The sequence below is a fragment of the Micromonospora sp. NPDC047074 genome, from assembly GCF_040643815.1.
Taxonomy (GTDB): domain Bacteria; phylum Actinomycetota; class Actinomycetes; order Mycobacteriales; family Micromonosporaceae; genus Micromonospora.
Window position 1 is genome coordinate 59241 of the sequence record NZ_JBEYVB010000028.1, and the last position, 25089, is coordinate 84329.

The following is a 25089-nucleotide window of genomic DNA, read 5'->3' on the forward strand; positions in this document are numbered from 1 at the left end:
TGGCGCGCGGCGCCCGCGCCCGTGCCGGCCGATCCGAGCCTGGCCGACCTCACCGGAGAGCGGAGGCTGCGCAGGCTGGAGCTGACCGTCACCCGCCGGCTCGACGGCCTGCTGCACGGCGGGTACCGCGGCCTGCTGCCCGGGCCGGGCAGCGAGCCCGCCGGCAGCCGGGAGTACCGCCCCGGCGAGGACGAGGTACGCCGGATGGACTGGGCGGTGACCGCCCGGACCACCGTCCCGCACGTACGCGAGGTCGACGCCGACCGTGAGCTGACCACCTGGCTGCTGGTCGACGCGAGCCCCAGCATGGAGTACGGCACCGCCACCCTGGACAAGCGCGAGCTGGCCGTGGCGGCCGTGGCGGCGGTCGGCTTCCTCACCGCCGGAGTGGGCAACCGGCTCGGCGCGCAGGTGCTGGGGCCCGACGGGCTGCGCCGGTTCCCGCCGCGCAGCGGGCGCACCCACCTGCTCGGGCTGCTCCGCGCCCTGCTGGCCGCCCCACGCGTCGGCGGGCACGACCGGGACACCCCGGCGCCGCACGGCCCCGACCTGGGCGACGGGCTGGCCGCCGTGCACCGGGTGGCGCTGCGCCGTGGCCTCGTGGTCGTGGTCTCGGACTTCCTCGACGGCCTGCCCGACGATCCCCGGCACGCGCCCGGATGGGAGGCGCCCCTGCGCCGGCTCGCCGTGCGGCACCAGGTGCTCGCCGTGCAGGTCACCGACCCGCGGGAGCTGGAGCTGCCGGACGTCGGCCTGGTCGACCTGGTGGACCCGGAGACCGGGCGGCGGCGCGCGGTCTGGACCGGCGACCGCGCCCTGCGCGAGCGCTACGCGGCCGCCGCCGCGGCCCAGTGCGACCAGGTGCGCCAGGCACTGCGCCGCAGCGGGGCCACCCACCTGCCGCTGCGCACCGACCGGGACTGGGGCGCCGACATCGTGCGGCACGTGCACGCCCAGCGGCGGCTCGCCGCGGCTCCGGTCGGGGCGGCCCGGGGAGGTGCCGCGTGATCTGGCAGTCACCCGTCCGGCTCTGGCTGCTGCTCGGGGTGCTCGCCCTGGCCGTCGGCTACCTGTTCATGCAGCGCCGCCGCAGCCGGTACGCCGTCCGCTTCACCAACCTGCGGCTGCTCGACCGGGTCGCGCCGCAGCGACCGCTCTGGCGGCGGCACGTGCCGGCCGGACTCTTCCTCGCCATGCTGGCGCTCCTGGTGGTCGGCTTCGCCCGGCCCACCGCCGAGGTGCGGGTGCCCCGGGAACGGGCCACCGTGATGGTCGCCGTCGACGTCTCCACCTCGATGCTCGCCGGCGACGTGGAACCGGACCGGCTCAGCGCCGCCAAGGAGTCCGCCCGGCGGTTCGTGGACAGCCTGCCCGACGAGTTCAACGTCGGGCTGGTCGCCTTCGCCGGCAGCGCGGCGGTGCTGGTGCCGCCGAGCACCGACCGGGAGGCGCTGCACGAGGGGATCGAGCGGCTGGTCGAGGGGGCGACCGGGGTGCAGGGCACCGCCATCGGGGAGGCCATCAGCACCTCGCTCGGCGCGGTGAAGGGCTTCGACAGCCAGGCGGCGAAGGACCCACCGCCGGCCCGGATCATCCTGCTCTCCGACGGCGCGAACACCTCCGGCATGGACCCGATGGAGGCGGCGGCCGAGGCGATCGACATGAAGGTGCCGGTGCACACCATCTCGTTCGGCACCCCGAGCGGGACGGTGGACCGGGGCGGCCGGCCGATCCAGGTGCCCGTCGACGGGCAGACCCTGCGTGCGGTCGCCGACGAGACCGGGGGCGTGTTCCACGAGGCCAGCACCAGTGACGAGCTGCGTGCCGTCTACGACGACATCGGCACCTCGGTCGGCTACCGCACCGAACGGCAGGACGTCTCGGCCCGCTTCATCGGGCTCGGGCTGGTGTTCGCCATGGGCGCCGCGGCCGGCTCGATGCGCTGGTTCTCCCGGCTGCCCTGAATCCGTACGGCCACCGTCGAGAAGGACACGTGAGGAGCGTACGCATGGCAGTGCAGACCGGGCTGGGCGAACCGCGCGGCCCCTGGTTCGTCTCGCCGGAGCTGGATCCGGACGGGCGGGCCCGGTGGGACGGACCGGGATCGGACCGCGGCCCGTCGGGATGGCGCGGGCGCGGGCGGTTGCTGGCGGGGCTGGCGGTGGTGGCCCTGTCGACGGCCTCGGGCGCGGTGGCCGGCGGCGTCGTGGCCAGCCGTGACGGCGCCCCGGGCCCGTCGGCGGCCTCGGCGGCCCCGGTGCCGGCGGAGCTGGTGACCGCAGCCGGGAAGACCGTGCCGGGGGTGGTCTCGGTGCTGGTGGGTGGGGCCGACCGGGCCTCGGCCACCGGCTCCGGGTTCGCCGTCGACGACCAGCAGCACATCATCACCAACGACCACATCCTGGCGAAGGGGCGCGACGGCTCGGTGACGGTGGAACTGCCGGACGGGCGGCGGTTCGCCGCCGAGGTGGTCGGCCGGGAGTCGCGCAGCGACCTCGCCGTGCTCCGGGTGCCGCCGTCGGCCGGCCTGGCGGCGTTGCCGCTGGCCAAGCCGGGCTCGACCCGGGTGGGCGAACCGGTGCTGGCGGTCGGTTCGCCGCTGGGGCTGCCCGGCACCGTCACGGCCGGCATCGTCAGCGCCCTGGACCGGCAGGTGCGCCTCGGCGACAACCGGCACACCGCCGTGCAGACCGACGCCTCGATCAACCCGGGAAACTCGGGTGGCCCGCTGGTCAACGCGCGCGGCGAGGTGATCGGGGTGAACACGGCCATCGCCACGATCGACGGCAACGGCTCGATCGGAATCGGTTTCGCCATTCCCATCGAGCAGGTGCAGCAGACCGCCGACACGATCATCGGAAAGGGCGGCTGAACAGTGCGTACGCCCGCCGGAATCGACCTGGGAAACGTGAAAACTGTCGGATACCCGGCGCGGAATGATCGGGCCATGGAAATACTACGCTGAGTATGGATACTGGCGTGGGTGGAGCGTCCTGGAATCGTGGTCCTCCTGCTGGTGGGCCTGTTGATCGGTACCGGAGTGGGGTCGGCGTACGCCCGGGCGCGACGTGGGTGGGCCGACTACCAGACCGTCAAGAAGACCGTGCCCGGCGCCCGGAGCGCCGCGTGGCTGCTGATCAAGGTGGCCACCACGAAGATCGGGGTGATCGCCCTGCTGCTGGTCGGGGCGGTCGCGTACGCAGCCGCCGGCTCCGACGGCGAGCCCGCGGCGCCGGCGGAGTCCCCGAGCCCGGCCGTGACCGGAAGCGACCCGGCGGGGCGATAGCCTCGGGGAGTGGACGACGGACTGCGGGTGACCGACCGGTGGATCGTTCCCGCCGCTGAGCTGCGGGAACGGTTCTCCCGGTCGTCCGGGCCCGGCGGCCAGGGCGTCAACACCACCGACTCCCGGGTCGAGCTGAGCTACGACCTGGCCGGCTCGCCCGGGGTGCCCGAGTCGCTGCGGGCGCGGGCGCTGGAGCGCCTCGCCGGGCGGCTGGTCGGTGGCGTGCTCACCGTCACCGCCAGCGAGCACCGGGCGCAGCTGGCCAACCGGGAGGCCGCCCGGGACCGGCTGGCGGCGCTGCTGCGCGAGGCCGCCGCCCCGCCGCCCCCGCCCCGCCGGCCCACCCGTCCCTCGCGGGGCGCGAAGGAACGCCGGCTGGCCGCGAAGAAGCGCCAGTCCCAGCGCAAGCGCGACCGCCGCGTCGACGGCGACTGACCGAGGCAGCGGCGCTCGTCTCTGCGTCACCTCGGCGGGTGCCTTCGAAGATCGCGCTCGATCCAGGAAGTAGTGGCCTCCTCGCGTTGGAAGGCCACTACTTCCTGGATAGAGCGCGATCTTGAGCATGGTCGGCCTCGGCCTCGGCCCCGGTTCAGGTCAAACACGGGCAGGCAAGGGTGTGGACCGATCCGGCCCTGCCGGCGGCTCCGCTTGATCGAGCAGGGTCGCGCAAACCTCGATCAGCCGGGCGCGTAGCTGGTCGGCACGCTGCGAGAACTCGCGTTGCCGAGCCACGTACTCGGCCTTCCCCTCCGGCGTCTCGACGGCCACCGCCGGTTCCCCGTACGAGGAGAGGTCGTACGGGGACGCCCGCATGTCGAGCAGCCGGATGTCCCTCGCCAACTCGAAGCAGTCGAGCGCCAGGTCCCCCGGGACGGCCGGGCCCAGCTTGGTCGCCCACTTGTGGCAGTCCATCGAGGCGTGCAGGCAGCCCGGCTGGTCGAGCTCCACCTGGCTCTCCCGGGTGGGTCGCAGCCGGTTGAGACCGACCGCGTCCGGGGTGAAGAAGCGGAACGCGTCGAAGTGCGTGCAGCGGATCTGGTGGGAGTCGACCACCGCGTCGGTGCCCGCCTGCCCGAGTCGCAGGGGGAGCGGATGCCGGTGCTCCTGCTGGCGGTACACCATCGCCCACTCGTGCAGGCCGAAGCAGCCGGTGAAGGCCGGTCGCGACGCGATCGCGGACAACAGGCGACGGATGAAGCGCACCGACTCGATCCGGTCGGCGAGGAACGCCGCGGCGTCGAAGCTCACGACCCCGTCCGCGTCCGTGGCGTACCAGCGCCACTGTCGGTGTGGGGCGGCGCCGTCCGGTCCGGGCTCCAGTGAGATGCCCACGCCTGGGTGCCACCGGCGCAGGGCGGAGGGCCTGGTGCCGTAGTAGTCGTACAGGAAATCGTCGATCGCGTGGCGTTCCCTCGCGGCCCTGCGGGCGCGGTGGCCCGCGGTGAGGGAGTCGGCGCGCTTCTCGTGAGCTTCCAGGAGCGGAAGCCAGCGCGCCGCGGGGATGCCGCTCACGGCTGCTCGCGGGCGGTCGGGGCGGCGGTCACGCAGCCAAGGGTACGACCGCCGCCCGGCCGCCCGTCAGGGCACGTCCACCCGGACGCCGGCGGAGAACACCCCGCTGCGCAGCTCCAGCTGCTGCGGCGGCGCCTTCCCGTCGACCGTGAAGACCAGCGGCAGCACCGTGCGGCTGCCGGCCGCCAGCGGTTGGGCGAAGACGTCCCGCCCCTGGTTGGCCGTCCGGGTGGCCTGCTCGTCGGTGCTGACGAAGTTGCCGTCGGGCAGGTACGCCCGTTGCAGCCGGCCGTGCCAGCTCTGCTGCTCCGGGGTGAGGTTGCGGACCCCGACGGTCGCCTCGCACTGCCGGGCCGCCCGGCCCGGCTCGCACGCCACGCGGTAGACGGTGAACTCGAACGCCGACTCGCGCAGCGGCTCCCCGACCGCGCCGCTGATCCCCTGGCCGATCCACGCCCCGCTGGTCGGCTGGCTGTCGGTGTCGATCCCGGCGACCTCGCGGGTGGCCGTCCAGGCGGCGGTGCCCACCGTGCCGGCCAGCACCACGGCCGCCACCGGAACGATCAGCCAGACGGACGGCTTGCGGCGGGCGTACGCCGGTCGGGGCGCCGCCGGCCGTGGATAGACCGTTCCCGGCCCCTCGCCGGCCAGGGCCGCGGCGACCGGCCGGCGGCGCCGGCGCCACGTCCAGACCCCGCCCGCCGCGAGCACCGCCACCGTGGCGAGCCCGGCCAGCAGCACGGGTGTCCGGCGCCACGGCGGCGGCTCGGCGCGCTCGGGCGCGGCGGCCGGCGCGGCGGCCTTCCAGGTCGCGGTCGCGCAGTCGTACGGCCGGTTGCCCTCGCGGTCGAAGGCGCAGGCCGGCGCGGTCAGCGGCCGGCCCTGGGGGGCGGTGCTGAGCGCCGTGCCCAGGGTGGTGGTGCTGCGGGCGGGCAGCTTCAGCCGCCAGGTCACCTCGGTGGCCGACTTCCCGGCCGCGCGGGTGGCCCGCCCCCCGGCGGTGATGGCGGTCGCCGAGGCGCCGGCTGGCAGCTCCTGCCGGACCGTGGTGTCCACCGGCGTGCTCCCGGTGTTGCGGACCTGGATCCGGTAGCGCGGTGCCGGCGTGCTCTCCGGCGCCACCGCGACCGTGACCGGCGGCTTCGCCACCGGCGGGGCGGCCCGGGTGGGCGTGGGCACCGCCGGCGGCACCGACGGCATCGCCGGTTGCGGGGTCGGCGCGGCCGCCGGTGGTGGCTGCGCGGCCGCCGCGGGTGGGGCCGCCGGGGGCAGTGCCGGCACGGCGGCGAGAATGCCGAGGCAGTGTACGAACACTGCGAGGGCCCTGTGGTGTCGTGTCGATGCAGGCATACGAACGAACCTCCGGAGCCCGACGCTAGGTGCGGGGCGACACCGGGCGGGTACGAAGTCGGGAAGTCCACCACCGCGGGAGGGCGGTGGCGTAGGCTGCGCCACCCCGGACTGCGGTGCCGTGCCGGCAACGGCCGGCTGGCCTCGGTCGTCACGCCCGCCGCCGGGGCTAGATTGGCCGGGTGCGTATCGCTCGTTTTGCTCATGCCAAGGGAATGTCGTTCGGGGTCGTCGAGGGCGAGCCGGAGGCGGGCCCCCAGGGCCTGACCGTCGCCGAGATCGAGGGCCACCCGTTCGGCCAGATCACGTTCAGTGGCGCCCGGTGGGCGCTGTCGGACGTCCGGCTGCTCTCGCCGATCCTGCCCAGCAAGGTCGTCTGCGTCGGCCGCAACTACGTCGAGCACGCCGCCGAGCACGGCGTCGAGGTGCCGAAGGAGCCGCTGCTCTTCCTCAAGCCGTCCACCTCCGTGATCGGGCCCCGGGACGCGATCCGGCTGCCGATCTTCTCCAAGCGGGTCGAGCACGAGGCCGAGCTGGCGGTGGTGATCGGCGCGCCAGGTGCCCGCCGGGCCGACCGGGCCGCCGCCGAGAAGGCCATCTTCGGCTACACCTGCGCCAACGACGTCACCGCCCGGGACCTCCAGCGTTCCGACGGTCAGTGGACCCGGGCCAAGGGCTTCGACTCGTTCTGCCCGATCGGGCCGTGGATCACCACCGGGCTCGACGTCAGTGACCTCGAGGTCCGCTGTGAGGTGGGTCGCAATCCCGACGAGATGGAGGTCCGCCAGCTCGGCCGGACCCGGGACATGGTCTTCGACGTGCCGGCCCTGGTGTCGTACGTCTCGCACGTGATGACGCTGCTCCCCGGCGACGTCGTGCTCACCGGCACGCCGGCGGGGGTTAGCCCGCTCGTGGAGGGGGATACGGTCAGCGTGCGGATCGAGGGCATCGGGGAGCTGACCAATCCGGTGGTGCCCGTCGCCTGATTTCGCGTCGAGTCCCGTTTCCGCAGGTCACGGGTGGTTTAGGGGGGCTCGATTTGGCCTGTCGGCACCGGGAGGGTAAAGTTTGGTCCCGGCGCCGCAAGGGGCCAATGGGGTATGGGGTAATTGGCAGCCCGACTGATTCTGGTTCAGTTAGTCTAGGTTCGAGTCCTGGTACCCCAGCGCAGCCGAGGTTCGAAAGAGCCTTGAGCGCTGGATCTCGTAGGAGAGCGGCTCCGGTCCCGATCAGGGGCCGGAGGTTCTCTCTGATAGAGTCCAGCGGCACCGCTCAGCCCGAGTGGTGTCGCAAAGGATAGTTCTGGCCCCGTCGTCTAGCGGCCCAGGACGCCGCCCTCTCAAGGCGGTAGCGCCGGTTCGAATCCGGTCGGGGCTACACACAGAACGGCCCGTTCCACTCCGGTGGGGCGGGCCGTTTCGCTTGGCCCCGACGCCTGTCGTTGTCGTGTCGCCGCCGCTGCCGACCCTGCCACTCCCGCTCGCCCTTGACTGCCCTCGCCCTCGGCGGAGTTCGACGGGCCTGGATCGGCTGGCGCCCGACCCGGTGGCCCGCGGCTTGGGCCCCGGCTTCGGCCCGCGGCTTGGGCCCCGGCTTCGGCTCCCGAAGGGGACGCCGCTAGACTACAGCGGCACCGCTCGAAAGTGCGGTGGAAGCAGAGAAGTCTTGGCCCCGTCGTCTAGCGGCCCAGGACGCCGCCCTCTCAAGGCGGTAGCGCCGGTTCGAATCCGGTCGGGGCTACACACGGAACGGCCCGTCCCACTCCACTGGGGCGGGCCGTTCCCATTTCCCTCCGCCCCGCCCTCACCCTGGCCCGCCCCTGCCGTTGATCATGGGGTTAGCGGTGAAGACGATCATCTTTACTGCCGCTAACTCCATGATCAACGGGGGCGGGCGGGAGCGGGCGGGGGTGGGCGGGGTGGGGTTAGAGGCCGGAGAGGCGTTGGCCGGCTCGGACCACGGCCATCGCGTGGCGTTCGCCGGGGCGGCGTCCCAGGCGCTCGATCGGGCCGGAGATGCTGATCGCGGCGATGACCCGACCGGTGCGGTCGCGGATCGGCGCCGAGACGCTCGCCACACCCGCCTCGCGTTCGGCGACGCTCTGCGCCCAGCCTCGGCGGCGTACCTCGGCCAGGGTGCGGCCGGTGAACTTCGACCTGGGCAGCAGCGGCATCACCGCCTCCGGCGGCTCCCAGGCGAGCAGGATCTGCGCCGCCGAGCCCGCCGTCATCGGCAGCACCGAGCCGACCGGCACGGTGTCCCGCAGGCCGCTGGCGCGCTCGGCGGCGGCCACGCAGATGCGCTCGTCGGCGCGGCGCAGGTAGAGCTGGGCGCTCTCGCCGGTGGCGTCCCGCAGCGCGGCGAGCAGCGGCTCCGCCGCCGTCAGGAGCACGTCCGGCGCGGCGTTGGCGAGTTCGCCCAGGCGCGGGCCGGGGCGCCAGCGGCCCTGGGTGTCCCGGACCAGCATCCGGTGGATCTCCAGCGCCTGCGCCAGCCGGTGCGCGGTGGCCCGGGGCAGCTTGGTGCGTTCAACGAGTTCGGCCAGGCTGGCGCCGTCGACGCAGGCGGCCAGGATGACCACCGCCTTGTCGAGAACGCCGACACCGCTCATACTGTGTCCCACAAGCCGAAATTTACCTCCCAGAATTTAGGATGTCCAGATGGTGGGAGTCACTACTGCCGAGCCGAGGACCCTGGCCGAGAAGGTCTGGGACGCGCACGTCGTACGGTCCGTCGAGGGCGAGCCCGATCTGCTCTTCATCGACCTGCACCTGCTGCACGAGGTGACCAGCCCGCAGGCCTTCGACGGGCTGCGGCTGGCCGGGCGGCGGGTGCGCCGCACCGACCTCACGCTCGCGACGGAGGACCACAACACCCCGACGGGGTACGCCGACCCGTCGTTCCGTCAGCGGCGCGGCGACCTGCTCACCATCGCCGACCCCACCTCGCGTACGCAGATCGAGACGCTGCGCCGCAACTGCGCCGAGTTCGGCGTCCGGCTGCACCCGCTGGGTGACGAGAACCAGGGCATCGTGCACGTGATCGGTCCGCAGCTCGGGGTCACCCAGCCCGGCATGACCATCGTCTGCGGCGACTCGCACACCGCCACCCACGGTGCGTTCGGCGCGCTCGCGTTCGGCATCGGCACGAGTGAGGTCGAGCACGTGCTGGCCACCCAGACGCTGCCGCAGGCCCGCCCGAAGACGATGGCGGTGAACGTGACCGGGCAGCTCGCCCCGGGGGTCACCGCCAAGGACCTGGTGCTCGCGCTGATCGCCCAGGTCGGCACGGGTGGCGGTCGCGGGCACATCGTCGAGTACCGCGGCGAGGCGATCCGGTCGCTGTCCATGGAGGGGCGGATGACGATCGCCAACATGTCCATCGAGTGGGGCGCCAAGGCCGGCATGATCGCGCCGGACGAGACCACCTTCGCGTACCTGAAGGGGCGGCCGAACGCCCCGAAGGGCGCCGACTGGGACGCGGCCCTCGCCTGGTGGCGGACGCTGCCCACGGACGAGGGCGCCACCTTCGACGCCGAGGTGACCCTCGACGCCAGCGCGGTCACCCCCTTCGTGACCTGGGGCACCAACCCGGGGCAGGGCGCCCCGCTGGGCGCCGTGGTGCCGGCCCCGGAGGAGTTCGCCACCGAGGCCGAGCGGACCGCCGCCCACCGCGCGCTGGAGTACATGGACCTGCGCCCCGGCACCCCGCTGCGCGACCTCGCGGTCGACGTGGTCTTCGTCGGCTCCTGCACCAACGGCCGGCTGGAGGATCTCCGGGCCGCCGCCGACGTGCTGCGCGGGCACCGGGTCGCCGACGGGGTGCGGATGCTGGTGGTGCCCGGCTCCGCCGCCGTCCGTGAGGCAGCCGAGTCGGAAGGGCTGGACAAGGTCTTCAGCGACGCCGGCGCCGAGTGGCGCTTCGCCGGTTGTTCCATGTGTCTGGGGATGAACCCGGACACGCTCTCGCCGGGCCAGCGCTCCGCCTCCACCTCCAACCGCAACTTCGAGGGCCGCCAGGGCCGGGGCGGACGCACCCACCTGGTCTCCCCGCCGGTCGCCGCCGCCACCGCCGTGGCCGGCCGGCTGGCCGCTCCCGCCGACCTGTAGAAGGGCACCCAGATGGAGAGCTTCACCACCCACACCGGCACCGCCGTGCCGCTGCGGCGATCCAACGTGGACACGGATCAGATCATCCCCGCCGTGTACCTCAAGCGGGTGACCCGGACGGGTTTCGCGGACGGCTTGTTCAGCGCCTGGCGCGAGGACCCGAAATTCGTACTCAACGATCCCTCCCATTCGGGGGCGTCGATTCTCGTGGCCGGTCCGGAGTTCGGCACCGGCTCCTCCCGGGAGCACGCCGTCTGGGCCCTGCGTGACTGGGGCTTCCGTGCCGTGATCTCGCCCCGCTTCGGCGACATCTTCCGGGGCAACGCGCTCAAGGAGGGTCTGCTCCCGGTCGAGCTGGAATTGACAGCGGTCGAGGAGATCTGGGGTCTGGTGGAGGCCGATCCGGCCACCCCGGTCACCGTCGACCTGACCGCCCGCGAGGTGCGCGTCGGTGAGGCCACCTGGTCGTTCCCGCTGGACGAGTTCAGCCGCTGGCGGCTGCTGGAGGGCTTGGACGACATTGGACTCACCCTCCGCCACGAGGCGCAGATCAGTGCCTTCGAGGCCACCCGACCGCCGTTCCTGCCCTCGGTCGCATAGCCGTACGCCCGATCGCACAGCGGATTCCGCCCCCGCCGGCCTCACCGGTGGGGGCGAATCCGTTACGACACAAGGGCTTTTTTCGGCCGAATGTTTGTGTCCCGGCAGCACAGGGCATACCGTGCGCGCAGAATGGCTCGCGTCGAGTCAGTTGCACAATCGGGAGGAAGTCGTGAACAAGGCCGAGCTCATCGAGGCGCTCGCCGTTCGCCTGGGGGACCGGAAGACGGCGACGGCCGCGCTCGACGCGGTCCTCGCTGAGGTCCAGGCGGCGGTCACCAAGGGCGAGAAGGTGGCGATCACCGGATTCGGAGCGTTCGAAAAGCGCGTTCGGGGGGCCCGAACAGCGCGCAATCCGCGTACCGGCGAGGCGGTGAAGGTCAAGAAGACATCCGTCCCGACCTTCCGCGCGGGCGCCGGGTTCAAGGAGATGGTGGCCAGCGGCAAGGTGCCGAAGGCCACGGCGGCGGCCAAGAAGACCACGGCCGCCGCCGCCAAGACGACGGGCGCCAAGGCCACCGGGGCCAAGGCGACCGGCACCAAGGCAGCGGGCGCGAAGGCGACCGGCACCAAGGCGGCGGGCGCGAAGGCGACCGGGGCCAAGGCGACCACGGCGGCCAAGAAGGCCCCCGCGGCGAAGAAGACCACCACCACGGCGGCGAAGAAGACCGCCACCACCAAGGCCGCACCGGCGAAGAAGACCGCCGCGGCGACGAAGGCCACCGCGGCGAAGAAGACCGCCACGACGGCCAAGGCCACCGCGGCGAAGAAGACCGCCGCGACGGCGAGCAAGAGCGCGGCGGCGAAGAAGGCGCCCGCGAAGAAGGCCACGGCCAGGAAGGCCGCGGCCAAGCGCTGACGCAAGCGTTACGGGGAAGGGCGTCCACCAGCGGGTGGGCGCCCTTTCCCGTCGGCCCGGTCGCCGCCCGTTGACCGGGGCCCCGCCCCGCACGCAGAATCGCCGCACCTCCTCCGGTCGGCGAAAGGCAGCCCGTGCGCTACCGCCACCTCCCCACCGTGACCCTCGCCCTGGGCGTCGTGCTCCTGGTCGACGTGCTGCGGGTCTTCCTGCCGGCGGTCATCACCATCTTCGGGCAGGCCGCCTCGACCCCCGCCGAGCTGCTGGGGGCGTTCGCACTGGGCTGGTTCGTGCTCGCCCTGGCCGCGCCCGCGCTGGTCCGGTGGGTCGGCGTCCGCCCCGTCGCCCTCGTCGCCGCGGTGCTGCTGGTGGTCGCGCGCCTCGCCGTCAACGGCCAGCCGGGCGGGCTGCTCCAGCTCTGGCTCGCCACGGCGGGGCTGCTCGCCGGCCTGGCCTGGCTCGCCGCTGCCGCCGCCGGCACCGCTCGCCCGGTGCCCGGAATCGCGCTCGGGTCGGCGGTCGGCGCCATCACGCACACGGTGCTGGACACGTACCGCTCGGAGTCCTTCGGAAGCTGGCCGGCGTGGGTCGTGGCCGGCCTGGTCGGCGCGCTCTTCCTGACGGGGCAGGCCCGGTCCGCGCCGCCGGCCGGTCCGGGCGGGGCGCGGAGCTGGCTGCTGGCCGGGCCGGCGCTGCTGCTCGCGGGCCTGGTGGCGCTCTCGCCGGCGGTCGCCCGGACGGCGATGTCGTACCAGTTCGGCCTGCTGCGCTCGGATCCCGCCGACGAGGTGGGAGTGGCGACCGTGCCGCTGTTCGGCCCCGCCCCGCTCGCCCTGGCGGTCGGCGGCTTCCTGCTCGCCGCGCTGGCCGCGCCCCGCCGTGGTGCGTGGCGGTGGCTCGGGCCGGCGGCCCTGCTGTGCGGGGCCGTCCTCTTCGCCGTGAAGCGCGGGGAACTGCTGCTGCCGGCCGTCCTGCTCACCGCCGTCGGGCTCGGCGCCTGCCTGGGGACGGCCGGCGCCGCCGCCGGGCAGGCCACCCCGGCCGTCCACCCCGGGGCCGCCGACGATCCGGCCCGGGCGGCCCGCCGACGCGGTTACGCCGTGGTCGCCGGAATGCTCGTCTTCGCCGTCGCGGCGGTCGCCTACTACGCCGCCTACGATCTCGGCTACCCCAACGCCTGGGTGCCGGTGGCGGTGGCGGTGCTGGTCGCCGCCGTCGCGCTGGCGACCCGGCCGGCGCCGACGCCGCCCCGGTCACCGCTGCCGCCGGTGTGGACCGCCGCCTCGGCCGCCGTGCTGACGCTGCTGGCCGCGATCGCCAGCGACGAGCTGCTGTCCGCCACCAACCGGGACGGACCGCCGGGCACGGTGCGGGTCGTGGCGTACAACGTCCGGATGGGATTCGGGATGGACGGCCGCTTCGACCCGGACGCGCTGGCGCGGGCCGCCGCCGGGGCGGACGTCGTGGCGCTCAGCGAGGTGGACCGGGGCTGGCTGCTCAACGGCGGCCACGACACCCTCGACCTGCTGGCGGAGCGGCTGGACATGCCGTACGTCTTCGCGCCCGCCGCCGACCCGCTGTGGGGGGACGCGGTGCTGAGCCGGTGGCCGCTGGACGCGGCGCGGACCCGGCCCCTGCCCGCGGTCGGCGCGCCCACCGGGGCACAGGCACTCGGGATCACGGTCGACTTCGGCGCGGGCGTCCGCCTCGCGGTGGTCGCCACCCACCTGCAACCGCCCCCCGGCGAGGACCCGGTGGTCCAGGCCCGCGCGGTCGCCGATTTCGCCGTCCGGTACGCGGCCGGCCGCCCGCTGGTGGTCGCCGGGGACCTGAACACCGAACCCGGCGACCCGGCCTTCGCCGAGTTCACCCGCGTCGGGCTGGTCGACGCGCTGGCCGCCGCCCGCCCGCTGCCCACCAGCCCGGCGGACGACCCGCGCCAGCAGATCGACCACATCTTCGTCACCCCCGACCTGGCCGCGACCGATCCCGCGGCGCCACCCGGGACGGCCAGCGACCACCTGCCGGTCAGGGTGACCCTGACCCTGCCGCCGGCCTGACTCAGAGCCGGTCGGCGGCGAGCAGGTGGCCGTCGGCGAAGGCGAGCAGCCAGCCGCCGCCCTTCGGGGTGCTGAAGTCGCCCTGCCGCCCGCTGAGCCGGGCCAGGGCGCCCGGAATCACCTTGCCCTGGCTGCACACCCCCACCGGCTCTCCGGCGGCCCCCAGCGCGGCCAGGCGGGCGGCGGCGGCCAGTGCGCACTCGTCGGGTTGCTGGCCCGGCCGCGGCTCGTCCAGGTCGCCGTCGACCTCGATCGGCAGGTCGAGCAGGGCCGCCGCCGGGTCGAGGGTCTGCACGCACCGGCGTGCCGACGCCGACAGCAGCCGTGCCGGGCGGACCAGCGCCAGCAGCGGGGCCAGCGCGTGCGCCTGCGTCCAGCCCTCCGCGTCGAGCGGCCGGCCGGTGTCCGGGCCCGACCAGGTGGCCCGCTTGCCCGCGTGGGCGTGCCGCACAAGCGTCACCGTCCCGGTGACCGTCGGCAGGGCCGCGAACGCGGCCAGCACCTCCGCGTCGTGCGGGTAGCTGACCAGCCGGACCGCCTCGTCGACGCCGAGCCAGCGCACCTCGTCGACCTCCGTGCCCGGCTGGAAACCGCCCGTGCCGACGGCCCGCATCGACCAGTAGTCGACCGTCTTGGCGTGCCCCTCGCTGCGGTAGCCCACGCTGGGCAGCCGCACCTGCGGCACCGCCCGCACGTCGGCCTCCTCGGCCACCTCCCGGACGGCGGCGAGCAGCGGGTGCTCGCCCGGCTCCAGCTTGCCCTTCGGCAGCGACCAGTCGTTGTAGCGGGGCCGGTGCACGAGGCAGACCAGCACCCCGCCGTCCCCCGGGCCGGCAGGGCCCCCGGAGGCCTGATCGGGGCGGTCGGCGGGGCGCCACACGACGCCTCCCGCCGCCCGGATGGACGGCGCCGGGTCGTGGCCCCCGGCCGGGCGGCCTCGACCGGGCCCGGGCGCGTCCCGCTCATCCAGCATCTGGTCAGCCTATGCGGGTACCGGTCAGCCCGCCGTGCCACCGACGCGACGCAGCAGCAACTCCTGCAGGTGCACCAACGGTTCCTCGGCCGTGCCGGCACGCCGGCTCCAGGTGCCGTCCGCCGCCAGCTCGAAGGCGTCCACGTCGGGGCTCATCGCGGCGGTCATGACGTGGTCCAGTTCGGCCCTGGCGACCGGGTCGCTCACCCGTACCAGCGCCTCGACCCGGCGGTCGAGGTTACGGTGCATCAGGTCGGCCGAGCCCATCCAGAACTCGGCGTCGCCGTTGTTGCCGAACCGGAAGATCCGGGAGTGCTCCAGGAACCGGCCCAGGATCGAACGGACCCGGATGTTCTCCGACAGCCCCGGCACCCCCGGCCGCAGCGTGCACATGCCCCGGATCACCAGGTCCACGTGGACGCCGGCCCGGGAGGCCCGGTAGAGCGCGTCCGTGATCTCCTCGTCGACAAGCGAGTTCACCTTGAACTGCACGAGACCGGGCATGCCCAGCCGGACGTGCGCGATCTCCCGTTCGATCCGCTCGATAAGCCCGCTGCGGATGCCCTGCGGCGCCACCAGCAACCGCCGGTACGCGGTCTGCCGGCTGTAGCCGGTGAGCACGTTGAACAGGTCGGTCAGGTCGGCCCCGATCTCCGGGTCGGCGGTGAGCATGCCGAAGTCCTCGTAGAGCCGGGCGGTCTTCGGGTGGTAGTTGCCGGTGCCGATGTGGCAGTAGCGGCGGATCTGGTTGCCCTCCTGGCGTACCACGAGGGCGGTCTTGCAGTGGGTCTTGAGGCCGACCAGGCCGTAGACGACGTGGCAGCCGGCCCGCTCCAGGGTGCGCGCCCAGCCGATGTTCGCCACCTCGTCGAAGCGCGCCTTGACCTCCACCAGCACCACCACCTGCTTGCCGGCGGCGGCCGCGTCGACGAGCGCGTCCACGATCGGGGAGTCGCCGCTGGTGCGGTAGAGGGTCTGCTTGATCGCCAGCACGTCCGGGTCGGCGGCGGCCTGCTCGATGAAGCGCTGCACGCTGGTGGCGAACGAGTGGTACGGGTGGTGCACCAGGATGTCGCCGTCGCGCAGGGTGGCGAAGACGCTGCGCGGCACCTCGCCCTCGGTGAGCCGGGGGTGGGTGGCCGGCACGAACGGCGGGTCCTTGAGGTCCGGCCGGTCGGCCTCGGTGTAGAGCTGCCAGAGGGCGGAGAGGTCGAGCAGGCCGGGCACCCGCAGCACCTCCTGGTCGTGCATGTCCAGCTCGCGCACGAGCAGGTCCAGCACGTGGTCCGAGACCGAGGCGGCCACCTCCAGCCGGACGGGCGGGCCGAACCGGCGGCGGGCCAGCTCCCGTTCCAGGGCCTGGAGCAGGTCCTCGTCGCGGTCCTCGTCGACCTCCACCTCGGCGTTGCGGGTGACCCGGAAGAGGTGGCACTCGACCACCTGCATGCCGGAGAAGAGCTGCCCGAGGTGCACCGAGATCAGGTCCTCCACCGGCAGCATCCGCACGCCGGGCAGGTCCCGGTGCACCCGGACGAACCGGGGCACGTTGTTCGGCACCTTCACCCGGGCGAAGAGCTCCGTGCCGCCGTCCGGGTCGCGGACCGCGACCGCGAGGTTGAGCGACCGCCCGGAGATGTACGGGAAGGGGTGTGCCGGGTCCACCGCCAACGGGGTCAGCACCGGGAAGATCTGCCCCCGGAAGTACGCGCGCAGCCGCTCGCGTTCCGGGTCGTCGAGGTCGGCCCAGCGCAGGATCCGGATGTCCTCGGCGGCCAGCTTCGGCAGCACGTCGTCGGTGAAGCAGGCCGATTGCCGGGCGACCAGTTCCGCCGCCTTGGCGGAGACCAGTTCCAGCTGGGTGCGCAGCGGCATCCGGTCCCCGCCGCGCACCGGCAGACCGGCCTGGAGCCGTCGCTTCAGCCCGGCGACCCGCACCATGTAGAACTCGTCCAGGTTGCTGGCGAAGATGGCCAGGAACTTGACCCGCTCCAGCAGCGGCGTACGCGGATCCTCGGCGAGCGCCAGCACCCGGGCGTTGAAGTCGAGCCAGGAGAGCTCCCGGTTGAGGAAGCGCTCCTCCGGCAGCGGCTCCGCCGGGGGCGGCTCGTCCCCGACGGCCGGCGTCGCCGCCGCCTCGGCCGGCGGGCCGAGCACCGGATCCAGCACCTCCTCGAGGCCCGCGGAGGCGGTCGCCGCGTCGGGGCCGGCGTCCGTCGCCCCGGCGGATCCCTCGGTGCGGAAGCGCCCGTCGGGGCCCCGGGGCCGGGTGCCGTTGCGGGCCGCGGCCGGATCCGGAAGCGATCGGTCGGTGGGGTGTTCGCGAGGGGTGCTCACCCGCCCATAATCACCCGGATCCGGTTAACGCAAAATGAACTTCGGCCAGCCGCTCAGGCCATCGTCGGCAACGTCACCCGGACGACCTCGCCGGCGGCGTCGGTCTCGACGCGCAGGCGCTGGCCGAGGCGGAGCAGCCGCAGCCCGGAGGCGTCGAACGCCCGGGCCGGGAAGGCCAGCTCGGTGCCGTCGTCGAGGAGCAGCGTCCCGCTGCGGGTCGCCGCGTCGTAGGTGGCCACCGTGCCCTGCATGTCCCGCACGCTACACGCCGGGTTCCGGGGCGGGCAGCCGGCGGCCAGCGCCGCGGTGCGCGGCCCCAGCCCGAGCCGGGCCGCCGCGGCCAGGTCGTCGGCGGTGTCGACGTCGCGGCGCAGGCTCGGCCAGCCCCCGGTCAGGGGGAGCGCCCCGCTCGCCGCGTGCGCGGCGGCCGAGCCGACCCCGAAGCGGGGGTCGAGGGGCAGGCCCGGCGGCGCGGCCAGCAGCACCGTCCCGGTGCCGGGGGCGTCGGCCACGAACCGGCGTACCCCCGCCGGCCCGGCCTGCGCCGCGCCCAGCGCCGCGGCCAGCTCGGCCGGGCGCAGGGCGGGCAGGTCGGCGGTGAGGCCGGCCACCCAGCCGGCGCCGGCGGCCGACGCGCCGTGCCGGAACGCGGCGTTCAGCCCGGCGGCCGGGGCGTCGGGCAGGACCCGGGCGCCCGCCCGGCGGGCCGCGCCGGCCACCCGTGGGTCGTCGGTGACCACCAGCACCTCGGCCACCGCCGGGCAGGCCAGCACCGCGGCGACCGTGTCGGCCGCCAGGGCCAGCGCCAGCTCCTCGTGCGGTACGGCCGGCAGCGCCCCCCGCAGGCGGCTCTTCGCGGCGGCGAGGTGCTTCACCGGCACCACCACGGTCCACCTCGGCTGACTCACACCCGCCATCCTGCCAGCCCGACGGCGGTACCCTCTCTGGCCGGACCCGGGACGAGCAGGCATGATTTCCGCTGCGGGCAACACCGGGTGCGGTACGGGGCGGCTGAGGAGGCGCGGTGACACGGCGGAGGCTGGGGTTCTGGCAATGGTTCGCCGTGGTACTGGTCAAGCCGGTGATGATCGTCTGGACCCGCCGCATCTGGCGCGGCATGGAGCACCTGCGCCGCGACGGCGGCGTGATCATCGTGCCGAACCACATCTCGCACGCCGACCCGCTGGTGGCGGCCCACTTCGTCTACGACTCCGGCCGGTGGCCGCAGTTCCTCGGCAAGGCCAGCGTGTTCCGGGTCCCGGTGATCGGCTGGATCCTGCACCGGTGCCGGCAGATCCCCGTCGAGCGGGGCACCGTGGACGCGGTGAAGTCGCTGGACGCCCTGGTCGCCGCGCTCGACGAGGGCGGCGCCGTGGTGATCTACCCGGAGGGCACCACCACCCGTGAGCCGCACCTGTGGCCGATGAGGGGCAAGACCGGCGCGGCCCGGCTCGCGCTCGCCACCGGCGCGCCCGTGGTCCCGGTCGCCATGTGGGGCCCGGAGCGGATCTTCGACCCGCGTCGGTCCCGGCTGAACCCACGCCCCAGAATTCCGGTGACCGTGGTCGCCGGGCCACCGGTCGACCTGAGCCGCTGGGCCGGGGCGACTCCGACGAAGGCCGTCCTCGAGGAGATGACCGACACCATCATGCTGCGTCTGCGTGACATGCTCGCCGAGATCCGGGGCGGCACCCCGCCACCACTGTGGGAACGACCGAGCCGCCCGGACGGCGAGCGGCGGCGGCCGGAGGCGGCGGCGTGAGCGGGCACGTCGCGGTGCTGGGGGCCGGCTCGTGGGGCACGGCGTTCGCCAAGATCCTCGCCGACGCGGGCCGGGACGTCACCGTCTGGGCACGCCGGCAGCCAATCGCCGACACGATCCGCGCCGAGCGGCGCAACCCGGAGTACCTGCCGGGCGTGCTGCTGCCCGCCCGGGTCACGGCGACGGGGGACGCCGCCGAGGCGATCACCGGCGCGGAGCTGGTGGTGCTGGCCGTGCCGTCGCAGACGCTGCGCGGCAACCTGGCCGAGTGGACCGCGCACCTGCATCCGGACGCCACCCTGGTGTCGCTGATGAAGGGCATCGAGCTGGGCACCACCAAGCGGATGAGCGAGGTGATCGTGGAGACCGCCGGGGTGGCGGCGGACCGGGTCGCCGTGGTCTCCGGCCCGAACCTGGCCCCGGAGATCGCGGCCGAGCAGCCGGCCGCCACCGTGGTCGCCTGCACCGACCCGGACCGGGCCACGCTGGTGCAGCGCTCGATCACCACGCCCTACTTCCGCCCGTACACCAACGACGACGTGATCGGCTGCGAGCTCGGCGGCGCGGTGAAGAACGTGATCGCCCTGGCGTACGGCATCGCCGTGGCGATGGGCTTCGGCGACAACACCCGGGCCATGCTGGTCACCCGGGGGCTGGCCGAGACGGCCCGGCTCGGGGTGGCCCTCGGCGCGGACCCGCTCACCTTCGCCGGCCTGGCCGGCATGGGTGACCTGGTCGCGTCCTGCTCCTCGCCGATGGCCCGCAACCGCACCTTCGGCGAGCACCTCGGCCGGGGCGCGACCCTGGAGGAGGCCCGGATCGCCACCCGGCAGACCGCCGAGGGGGTCAAGAGCGCCCTGGCCGTCCGCGACCTGGCCCGGGCGCACGCCGTGGAGATGCCGATCACCGAGCAGGTCGAGCTGGTCTGCCACGAGGGTGTGGACCCCCGGCTGGCCGTGACCGCCCTGATGAGCCGCAGCCCGAAGCCGGAGTGAGAGCCGTGACCGAAGACCACGACGGCACCCGCTGTGTCCACGCCGGCCTGCCCGAGCCGGCCCCCGGCCAGCCGTTCCTGCCCGGGCCGGTGTTCGCCGCGCCGTACCACCTGGACCCGTGGGCGGGGCCGGCGGCGGCGCCGGACGGCTACGGCCGGCCGGACAACCCCACCCGTCGGCTGCTGGAGGCGGCGGTCGGCGAGCTGGAGGGGGGCGACTGCCGGGTCTTCGCCAGCGGGCAGGCTGCGATCACGGGGCTGCTGCTGACGGTGCTGAGGCCGGGGGACACCGTCGTGCTCCCGGCGGACGGCTACTTCTCCGTCCGGGCGTTCGCCGCCGACACCCTGGCGGGCCTCGGTGTCCGGGTGGTCCTCGCCCCGACCGCCGGCCCCCACCCGGACTTCGACGGCGTACGCCTGGTGCTGCTGGAGACCCCTGCCAACCCGGGCCTGGACGTCGCCGACGTGGCGGCGCTGGCCGCCCGGGCCCGGGCCGCCGGTGCCCTGCTCGCGGTCGACAACACCACCGCCACCCCGCTCGGGCAGCGCCCGCTCGACCTGGGCGCCGACGTCGTGGTGGCCTCCGGGACCAAGGCCCTGACCGGGCACTCCGACCTGCTGCTCGGCTACGTCGCGACCCGCTCGGCCGAGCTGCTGGGCGCGGTCACCGGCTGGCGCAACGCCACCGGCGCGGTGCCCGGCGCGTTCGACGCCTGGCTGGCGCACCGGTCGCTGGCCACCCTGGACCTGCGGCTGGCCCGGCAGACCGCGAACGCGGAGGCGCTCACCGGGCTGCTCGCGGGCCGCGCCGACGTGACCGGGCTGCGCTGGCCGGGGCTGCCCGGCGACCCCGCGTACCCGGTGGCCTCGGCCCAGATGCGCCGGATGCCGGGGGTGCTCTCCTTCGACCTCGGCGACGCCGGACGGGTGGCGCGGTTCCTCGACGCGGCCCGACTGGTCGCCGCGGCCACCTCCTTCGGCGGCCTGCACACCACCGCCGACCGGCGGGCGCAGTGGGGCGACGACACCGCGCCCGGTTTCGTCCGGCTCTCCTGCGGGGTGGAGGACCCCGTCGACCTGGTCGCCGACGTGGCCGCCGCGCTCGACGCGAGCCGCTGAGCGTCGCCGACCGCCGCAGGAGTCCCACCGTGGCCGTCTCCGCCTTCCGCCCCGACCGGTCCGCGGTCGTCCGCCGGCTGCGCGCCGCCGGCTGCGTCTACGCCGAGGACGAGGCGGAGCTGCTGCTCGCCGCCGCCGACACGGCGGAGACCCTGGCCGGCCTCGTCGCGCGCCGGGTCGCCGGGCTGCCGCTGGAGCACCTGCTCGGCTGGGCCGAGTTCTGCGGCGAGCGGATCGCCGTCGACGCCGGTGTGTTCGTGCCCCGCGCGCGTACCGCCCTGTTGGTCGACATCGCCGTCGCGGTGACCGGGCCGGCGGCGGCCGTGGTGGACCTGTGCTGCGGTTCCGGCGCCACCACCGTGGCGCTGGCCCGCCGGCTGGCGCCGCGCTGGCTGGCCGCCGCCGACGTGGACCCGGCCGCCGTCGCCTGCGCCCGGCGCAACCTGGACCCGCTGGCCGTCGAGGTCTTCCACGGCGACCTGTACGAGCCGTTGCCGGTGCGCTGGCGGGGCCGGCTGGACCTGGTCCTGGCCAACGCCCCGTACGTGCCGACGGCGGCGGTGGCGCTGATGCCGCCGGAGGCCCGGCTGCACGAGGCGCCGGTGGCCCTCGACGGCGGGCCGGACGGGCTGGCGGTGCTGCGCCGGGTCGCCGAGGGCGCGGCGCGCTGGCTGGCCCCGGGCGGGCACCTGGTGGTGGAGGCGGGCGAGACCCAGCTGGACGCCCTTGGTGCCGTGCTGACCGCCGTCGACCTGCTTCCCACGGTGCACCGGGACGACGAGCGGGACGCGATCGCCGTCACGGCCCGCCGCCCGGGTTGACCTGCGGCCCGTCGCGGAGGGCACCGACCGGCTGGCGGGCCCGTGTCGTGGCGCTGTCGAGCTGCCCCGTCGATGGGACCGCCCACGGGCGCTGCCTGGCGGGGGCGGGCGGCGAAGCTGGTCCGGGGGTACGCGGAGCGGGGCGACGCGTTGGCCCGGGAGGTCTTCACCCCGCGGGCGATGGCGCTCGGTCGACTCTTCACGGTCGCGGCCAACTTCACCGATCCGCACGCGTACTTCGTCGGCGGCGGGGTGGTGGAGGCGGCGCCGGAGTTCCGGGACTGGTTCCTCGCGACCGTGCGCGAGCACACCGTGCTGCGGGAGGAGCAGGCCGTGGCCGCCACCTTCGCCCTGGTGCCCGAGCGGGACATGGCCGGTGCCCGGGGAGTGGCCGTCGCGGCGCTGGAGGCGCTGCGCGTGGGGCCCGCGCCGCGTCCCGTGGTCGCGGCCTGACCCCGCCGGTCGACGGCCCCACCGGCTCCCAACGGCGGGACCGTCGACGGCGGGGCACCGGCACGACGTGGTCAGCGGCGCGCCGGCGCCCTCGGAGGGAGGGGTCAGGGTCGGGGCGGTGTCCCGACGAAGGCGGCCCAGGCGGCCGGCGGGAAGAGCAGCGCAGGGCCGGACGGGTCCTTGGAGTCGCGGACGGCGATCGTTCCCGGAAGCACCGCCATCTCCACGCACGCCCCCTCGTCGCCGCTGCGGCTGCTCTTGCGCCACCGCGCCACGGCCAGCGCCGCGTTGATCGTCGGTGTCATGGTCCTACCGTCCCTTCAGGAGTTGGTGAAGCTGGTCGCGGCTGTCCGCCGGGCTGAGCGCGACGGTCCGCAGGTGTTCCATGATCTTGGTGCAGGTACGCAGGTCGCCCGGCCGGTCGAGGACCATCTGCCCGGCCACGGTCTCCACCGACGCGATGATCGGGTCCTCCGGGTCGGGGAACTCCAGGATGTGCAGCGAGCCCCGGGTGCCCCGGTGGTAGCCGGCGGTCAGCGGGATCACCTGGACCGTGATGTTGGGCAGCTCGCCCATCTTGACCAGGTGGTGCAGTTGCGCCTCCATGACCGACCGGTCGCCGACCGGCCGCAGCAGCGCGCCCTCGTCGATGATGGCGTCCAGGATCGGCGGCGCCTCGCCGACGAGCCGCTGTTGCCGGTCGAGCCGGAACTGGACCCGCTGCTCCACCTCGTCGTCGCGGAGGGTGTGCGGGCCGCCGCGCATCACGCCGCGGACGTAGTCGGCGGTCTGCAACAGCCCCGGGACCACCGACGGCTCGAAGTTGGCGATCCCGGTGGCCTCGGCCTCCAGCGCGATGAAGTCGATGGTGCGCCGGTCCAGCAGGTGTGAGTAGGACACCCACCAGCCGGGCTTGCGGGCGTCCTTGGCCAGTTGCACGGCCGCGGCCACCTCGTCGGCGCCGACTCCGTAGAGGGTGAGCAGGGCGCGCACGGTGGCCGGGCTGACCAGCGTCTGCGCGTTCTCGTAGCGGGACAGGGTGCTGCGGGTGCTGCTGATCTCGTCCGCCGCCGCCTCCAGCGTGAGGCCGGCGGCTTCCCGGTGGGTGCGTAGCGCGATGCCCAGTCGGCGGGCACGGGCGGTCTTGGGAGCCATGGATCGATCGTCGCACATCTTCACGGGAAGGTGTAGATGAGAGAACGCCGATGAGAGTTGCATTCATGGCTATGGACATGTCAATCTGTGTTCGCGTCCTCACCGCCGGTTGTCGTGGCGACGGCGGTGGTGAGCGACCGGAGGGGATGGGGCGCGCGGCGATCGGGTTTCTCCCCCGTACCCGATCGCCGCGTGCCACGCCCGTGGTCCGCCTGCCGGAAGGGATTCGACGTGCGTACTGGTCGACAGGCCCGCGCCGACCTCCCCGGCGGGCACCGATGACACGGTTCCTGGTGGTGCTGACCGACGTCCGGCCGGCCGAGGGCACCGGTCGCGACGAACGCAACTGTCCGGAGCGGCGCCGTCAGGTGGTCGGGGCGAACAGCCGGGAGGCGGCCGACCGGATCGCCGGCGCGTTCATGGCGCTGGGCATGGTGCGGGCCGGTCGCCAGCGGGTCAAGGTGATCGCCATCGGCCGGCGGCACACACACGGCTGACACCGCCGAGGGCGGTGCGGTCGGCGCAGGCGGCCCCGCCGGGTGTGAGGGCGCCCGGCAGGTGGCCCGGCCCGGCGGGAGGCGTGGCCCGGCGCCCCCGCCGGGCCGTCGCGCGTCACAGCAACCTGCGCCGCTTCAGGTACGCGACCAGGTCGTCGTAGACGCCCCCCTCGTTGGCGAACATCGCCACGTTGCGGGCGGTGGCCATCCACGGCTTCGTCGACGGACGGACCTCCTTCGCCGCCCGCTCCAGGTCCCGGTGCTCGATCATCCGCACCTCGCCGGTGCGTACCGAGTCGGCCATCGCGAACTCGGCGGCCGTCTCGCAGAGGTGGGCCAGGTCGGCGCCCGAGTAGTCCTCGGTGGCCGCCACGATCTTCCCCAGGTTGATCCCCGCGATCGGCCGCTCCCGCAGGTGGTACTCCAGGATGGACGCGCGTGCCTCCGCGTCCGGCGGCAGCACCAGCACCACCCGGTCGAGCCGGCCCGGGCGGCGCAGCGCCGGGTCGACGTCCCAGGGGGTGTTGGTGGCGGCCAGCACGAAGACGCCCTCGTTGTTGCCCTCCATCCCGTCCAGCTCGGCGAGCAACTGGTTGCCCAGCGTCCGCATGGAGCTGGAGCTGACCTGGGAGCGCTTGTGCCCCAGCGCGTCGACCTCGTCGAGGAAGAGCACGCAGGGGGCGTTGCGGCGGGCCGCCTGGAACAGCTCGTGCAGGTTGCGCTCCGAGTTGCCCATCCACATGTCGAGCACGTCCACGATGGACAACGAGATGAACTTCGCGCCCATCTCGCCGGCGACCGCGCGGGCCAGGAACGTCTTGCCGCAGCCGGGCGGGCCGTAGAGCATCAGCCCGCCGCGCAGGCTCTTGCCGTACATCCTGCGCAGCTCCGGGTTGCGCAGCGGGCCGAGGAAGGCCAGCTCCAGCCGTTCCTTGACCGCCGACATGCCGCCCACGTCGGCCAGCCGGACGGCGGAGGTCTCCACGTCGTACACCCGGTCGGAATGGCCGGTCACGGGCTCCGGTTCGTCGCCGGCGCGGGCGAACCGGGGCGGCACGACGTCCGCCAGCTCCTGCTCGTAGGCGGCGAGCGGGTCCTGCCCGACGGGGCCGTCGGGGCCCGCCGGCGCCGGGCGCTGGGCCGGCGGCGTCGGGGTGGCCGTGGCGGGCCCGGCCGGCGGGGCCGCCGGGGGCGGCGTCGGCGCC

General features: G+C 74.6%; 24 protein-coding genes, 3 tRNA genes and 2 pseudogenes. 19 read left to right on the top strand and 10 right to left on the bottom strand.

Annotated elements, in window-relative coordinates; translation table 11 throughout:
- Positions 1 to 21 precede the first annotated feature (21 nt).
- From ABZ809_RS25255 to arfB, 5 genes are all read left to right on the top strand, one after another.
- Entirely contained in the window at positions 22 to 1008 is a 987-nt protein-coding gene (locus ABZ809_RS25255; protein ID WP_357565101.1) for a DUF58 domain-containing protein, read from the top strand.
- Complete coding sequence (locus tag ABZ809_RS25260; protein ID WP_357565080.1) at positions 1005 to 1964, top strand: VWA domain-containing protein; 960 nt, start codon at positions 1005 to 1007, stop codon at positions 1962 to 1964. Before ABZ809_RS25255 ends, ABZ809_RS25260 begins: the two co-directional genes overlap by 4 nt.
- A gap of 44 nt (positions 1965 to 2008) precedes the next feature.
- The gene (locus tag ABZ809_RS25265) at positions 2009 to 2872 is read left to right on the top strand and encodes a trypsin-like peptidase domain-containing protein (protein WP_357565081.1); all 864 of its coding nucleotides are present in this window, start codon (positions 2009 to 2011) and stop codon (positions 2870 to 2872) included.
- A gap of 111 nt (positions 2873 to 2983) precedes the next feature.
- Complete coding sequence (locus ABZ809_RS25270) at positions 2984 to 3286, top strand: hypothetical protein (RefSeq protein ID WP_357565082.1); 303 nt, start codon at positions 2984 to 2986, stop codon at positions 3284 to 3286.
- Between the two features lie 9 nt (positions 3287 to 3295).
- Complete coding sequence (arfB, locus tag ABZ809_RS25275; RefSeq protein WP_357565083.1) at positions 3296 to 3721, top strand: alternative ribosome rescue aminoacyl-tRNA hydrolase ArfB; 426 nt, start codon at positions 3296 to 3298, stop codon at positions 3719 to 3721.
- Between the two features lie 159 nt (positions 3722 to 3880).
- On the opposite strand, the gene ABZ809_RS25280 is transcribed toward arfB, so the two are convergent.
- Together ABZ809_RS25280 and ABZ809_RS25285 are read right to left on the bottom strand one after the other, a co-directional pair.
- Positions 3881 to 4798, bottom strand: coding sequence for a 3-methyladenine DNA glycosylase (locus ABZ809_RS25280; protein ID WP_357565084.1), 918 nt, complete (start codon positions 4796 to 4798; stop codon positions 3881 to 3883).
- Between the two features lie 66 nt (positions 4799 to 4864).
- Complete coding sequence (locus tag ABZ809_RS25285) at positions 4865 to 6148, bottom strand: hypothetical protein (protein ID WP_357565085.1); 1284 nt, start codon at positions 6146 to 6148, stop codon at positions 4865 to 4867.
- A 182-nt stretch (positions 6149 to 6330) separates the two neighbouring features.
- Between ABZ809_RS25285 and ABZ809_RS25290 the strand changes: the two genes are divergently transcribed.
- The 4 genes from ABZ809_RS25290 to ABZ809_RS25305 all read left to right on the top strand — a co-directional run bounded on the left by ABZ809_RS25290 (position 6331) and on the right by ABZ809_RS25305 (position 7888).
- The gene (locus tag ABZ809_RS25290; RefSeq protein WP_357565086.1) at positions 6331 to 7134 is read left to right on the top strand and encodes a fumarylacetoacetate hydrolase family protein; all 804 of its coding nucleotides are present in this window, start codon (positions 6331 to 6333) and stop codon (positions 7132 to 7134) included.
- A 108-nt stretch (positions 7135 to 7242) separates the two neighbouring features.
- Positions 7243 to 7314: transfer RNA gene (locus ABZ809_RS25295), tRNA-Gln, on the top strand.
- 138 nt (positions 7315 to 7452) lie between these two features.
- A tRNA-Glu gene (locus tag ABZ809_RS25300) sits at positions 7453 to 7525 on the top strand.
- Positions 7526 to 7815: 290 nt separating this feature from the next.
- Positions 7816 to 7888, top strand: a tRNA-Glu gene (locus ABZ809_RS25305).
- A 184-nt stretch (positions 7889 to 8072) separates the two neighbouring features.
- On the opposite strand, the gene ABZ809_RS25310 is transcribed toward ABZ809_RS25305, so the two are convergent.
- Entirely contained in the window at positions 8073 to 8759 is a 687-nt protein-coding gene (locus ABZ809_RS25310) for an IclR family transcriptional regulator (protein WP_013284529.1), read from the bottom strand.
- 49 nt (positions 8760 to 8808) lie between these two features.
- Between ABZ809_RS25310 and leuC the strand changes: the two genes are divergently transcribed.
- From leuC to ABZ809_RS25330, 4 genes are all read left to right on the top strand, one after another.
- On the top strand, positions 8809 to 10257 hold the full coding sequence (gene leuC, locus ABZ809_RS25315; RefSeq protein ID WP_357565087.1) for a 3-isopropylmalate dehydratase large subunit: 1449 nt from the start codon (positions 8809 to 8811) through the stop codon (positions 10255 to 10257).
- 12 nt (positions 10258 to 10269) lie between these two features.
- Positions 10270 to 10857: a 3-isopropylmalate dehydratase small subunit gene (leuD, locus tag ABZ809_RS25320; RefSeq protein WP_357565088.1), complete on the top strand. Its 588-nt coding sequence runs from the start codon at positions 10270 to 10272 to the stop codon at positions 10855 to 10857.
- A gap of 172 nt (positions 10858 to 11029) precedes the next feature.
- On the top strand, positions 11030 to 11716 hold the full coding sequence (locus tag ABZ809_RS25325) for an HU family DNA-binding protein (protein WP_357565102.1): 687 nt from the start codon (positions 11030 to 11032) through the stop codon (positions 11714 to 11716).
- A 158-nt stretch (positions 11717 to 11874) separates the two neighbouring features.
- Complete coding sequence (locus ABZ809_RS25330) at positions 11875 to 13776, top strand: endonuclease/exonuclease/phosphatase family protein (protein WP_357565089.1); 1902 nt, start codon at positions 11875 to 11877, stop codon at positions 13774 to 13776.
- A 1-nt stretch (position 13777) separates the two neighbouring features.
- Here the strand turns inward: ABZ809_RS25330 and ABZ809_RS25335 are convergent, their stop codons facing one another.
- The 4 genes and pseudogenes from ABZ809_RS25335 to cofC all read right to left on the bottom strand — a co-directional run.
- Complete coding sequence (locus ABZ809_RS25335; RefSeq protein ID WP_357565090.1) at positions 13778 to 14749, bottom strand: NUDIX hydrolase; 972 nt, start codon at positions 14747 to 14749, stop codon at positions 13778 to 13780.
- Between the two features lie 24 nt (positions 14750 to 14773).
- The gene (locus tag ABZ809_RS25340) at positions 14774 to 17083 is read right to left on the bottom strand and encodes an RNA degradosome polyphosphate kinase (RefSeq protein ID WP_357565091.1); all 2310 of its coding nucleotides are present in this window, start codon (positions 17081 to 17083) and stop codon (positions 14774 to 14776) included.
- A gap of 53 nt (positions 17084 to 17136) precedes the next feature.
- Complete coding sequence (locus ABZ809_RS25345) at positions 17137 to 17334, bottom strand: cold-shock protein (RefSeq protein WP_199184673.1); 198 nt, start codon at positions 17332 to 17334, stop codon at positions 17137 to 17139.
- Positions 17335 to 17379: 45 nt separating this feature from the next.
- Positions 17380 to 18000: pseudogene (gene cofC / locus ABZ809_RS25350) on the bottom strand (2-phospho-L-lactate guanylyltransferase); the annotation flags it as partial.
- Between the two features lie 107 nt (positions 18001 to 18107).
- Here cofC and ABZ809_RS25355 point away from each other — a divergent pair.
- The 5 genes and pseudogenes from ABZ809_RS25355 to ABZ809_RS25375 all read left to right on the top strand — a co-directional run.
- Complete coding sequence (locus ABZ809_RS25355; protein WP_357565092.1) at positions 18108 to 18845, top strand: lysophospholipid acyltransferase family protein; 738 nt, start codon at positions 18108 to 18110, stop codon at positions 18843 to 18845.
- Positions 18842 to 19840: an NAD(P)H-dependent glycerol-3-phosphate dehydrogenase gene (locus ABZ809_RS25360; protein WP_357565093.1), complete on the top strand. Its 999-nt coding sequence runs from the start codon at positions 18842 to 18844 to the stop codon at positions 19838 to 19840. The genes ABZ809_RS25355 and ABZ809_RS25360 overlap by 4 nt, the downstream gene beginning before the upstream one ends.
- Positions 19837 to 20958 carry a cystathionine gamma-lyase gene (locus tag ABZ809_RS25365; protein ID WP_357565094.1) on the top strand — a complete coding sequence of 374 codons (1122 nt, stop codon included), beginning with the start codon at positions 19837 to 19839 and terminating at the stop codon, positions 20956 to 20958. The genes ABZ809_RS25360 and ABZ809_RS25365 overlap by 4 nt, the downstream gene beginning before the upstream one ends.
- Positions 20959 to 20987: 29 nt before the next feature.
- Positions 20988 to 21779 carry a putative protein N(5)-glutamine methyltransferase gene (locus tag ABZ809_RS25370; RefSeq protein ID WP_357565095.1) on the top strand — a complete coding sequence of 264 codons (792 nt, stop codon included), beginning with the start codon at positions 20988 to 20990 and terminating at the stop codon, positions 21777 to 21779.
- A 105-nt stretch (positions 21780 to 21884) separates the two neighbouring features.
- Positions 21885 to 22232: pseudogene (locus tag ABZ809_RS25375) on the top strand (ROK family protein); the annotation flags it as partial.
- 104 nt (positions 22233 to 22336) lie between these two features.
- Here ABZ809_RS25375 and ABZ809_RS25380 read toward each other — a convergent pair.
- Together ABZ809_RS25380 and ABZ809_RS25385 are read right to left on the bottom strand one after the other, a co-directional pair.
- The gene (locus tag ABZ809_RS25380; RefSeq protein WP_357565096.1) at positions 22337 to 22537 is read right to left on the bottom strand and encodes a DUF397 domain-containing protein; all 201 of its coding nucleotides are present in this window, start codon (positions 22535 to 22537) and stop codon (positions 22337 to 22339) included.
- Positions 22538 to 22541: 4 nt separating this feature from the next.
- Entirely contained in the window at positions 22542 to 23387 is an 846-nt protein-coding gene (locus ABZ809_RS25385; RefSeq protein ID WP_357565097.1) for a helix-turn-helix transcriptional regulator, read from the bottom strand.
- Between the two features lie 278 nt (positions 23388 to 23665).
- Between ABZ809_RS25385 and ABZ809_RS25390 the strand changes: the two genes are divergently transcribed.
- Positions 23666 to 23884, top strand: coding sequence for a hypothetical protein (locus tag ABZ809_RS25390; protein WP_357565098.1), 219 nt, complete (start codon positions 23666 to 23668; stop codon positions 23882 to 23884).
- A 115-nt stretch (positions 23885 to 23999) separates the two neighbouring features.
- On the opposite strand, the gene ABZ809_RS25395 is transcribed toward ABZ809_RS25390, so the two are convergent.
- Positions 24000 to 25089, bottom strand: a 1090-nt coding sequence (locus ABZ809_RS25395) for an ATP-binding protein (RefSeq protein WP_357565099.1), incomplete at its 5' end; no start/stop codon positions are given.

Coding starts and splice junctions, on each gene's coding strand:
- ABZ809_RS25265 (WP_357565081.1), top strand. CDS start 2,009: ATGGCAGTGCAGACCGGGCTGGGCGAACCGCGCGGCCCCTGGTTCGTC.
- ABZ809_RS25285 (WP_357565085.1), bottom strand. CDS start 6,148: ATGCCTGCATCGACACGACACCACAGGGCCCTCGCAGTGTTCGTACAC.
- ABZ809_RS25310 (WP_013284529.1), bottom strand. CDS start 8,759: ATGAGCGGTGTCGGCGTTCTCGACAAGGCGGTGGTCATCCTGGCCGCC.
- leuC (WP_357565087.1), top strand. CDS start 8,809: ATGGTGGGAGTCACTACTGCCGAGCCGAGGACCCTGGCCGAGAAGGTC.
- leuD (WP_357565088.1), top strand. CDS start 10,270: ATGGAGAGCTTCACCACCCACACCGGCACCGCCGTGCCGCTGCGGCGA.
- ABZ809_RS25335 (WP_357565090.1), bottom strand. CDS start 14,749: ATGCTGGATGAGCGGGACGCGCCCGGGCCCGGTCGAGGCCGCCCGGCC.
- ABZ809_RS25345 (WP_199184673.1), bottom strand. CDS start 17,334: ATGCAGGGCACGGTGGCCACCTACGACGCGGCGACCCGCAGCGGGACG.
- ABZ809_RS25380 (WP_357565096.1), bottom strand. CDS start 22,537: ATGACACCGACGATCAACGCGGCGCTGGCCGTGGCGCGGTGGCGCAAG.
- ABZ809_RS25385 (WP_357565097.1), bottom strand. CDS start 23,387: ATGGCTCCCAAGACCGCCCGTGCCCGCCGACTGGGCATCGCGCTACGC.
- ABZ809_RS25390 (WP_357565098.1), top strand. CDS start 23,666: ATGACACGGTTCCTGGTGGTGCTGACCGACGTCCGGCCGGCCGAGGGC.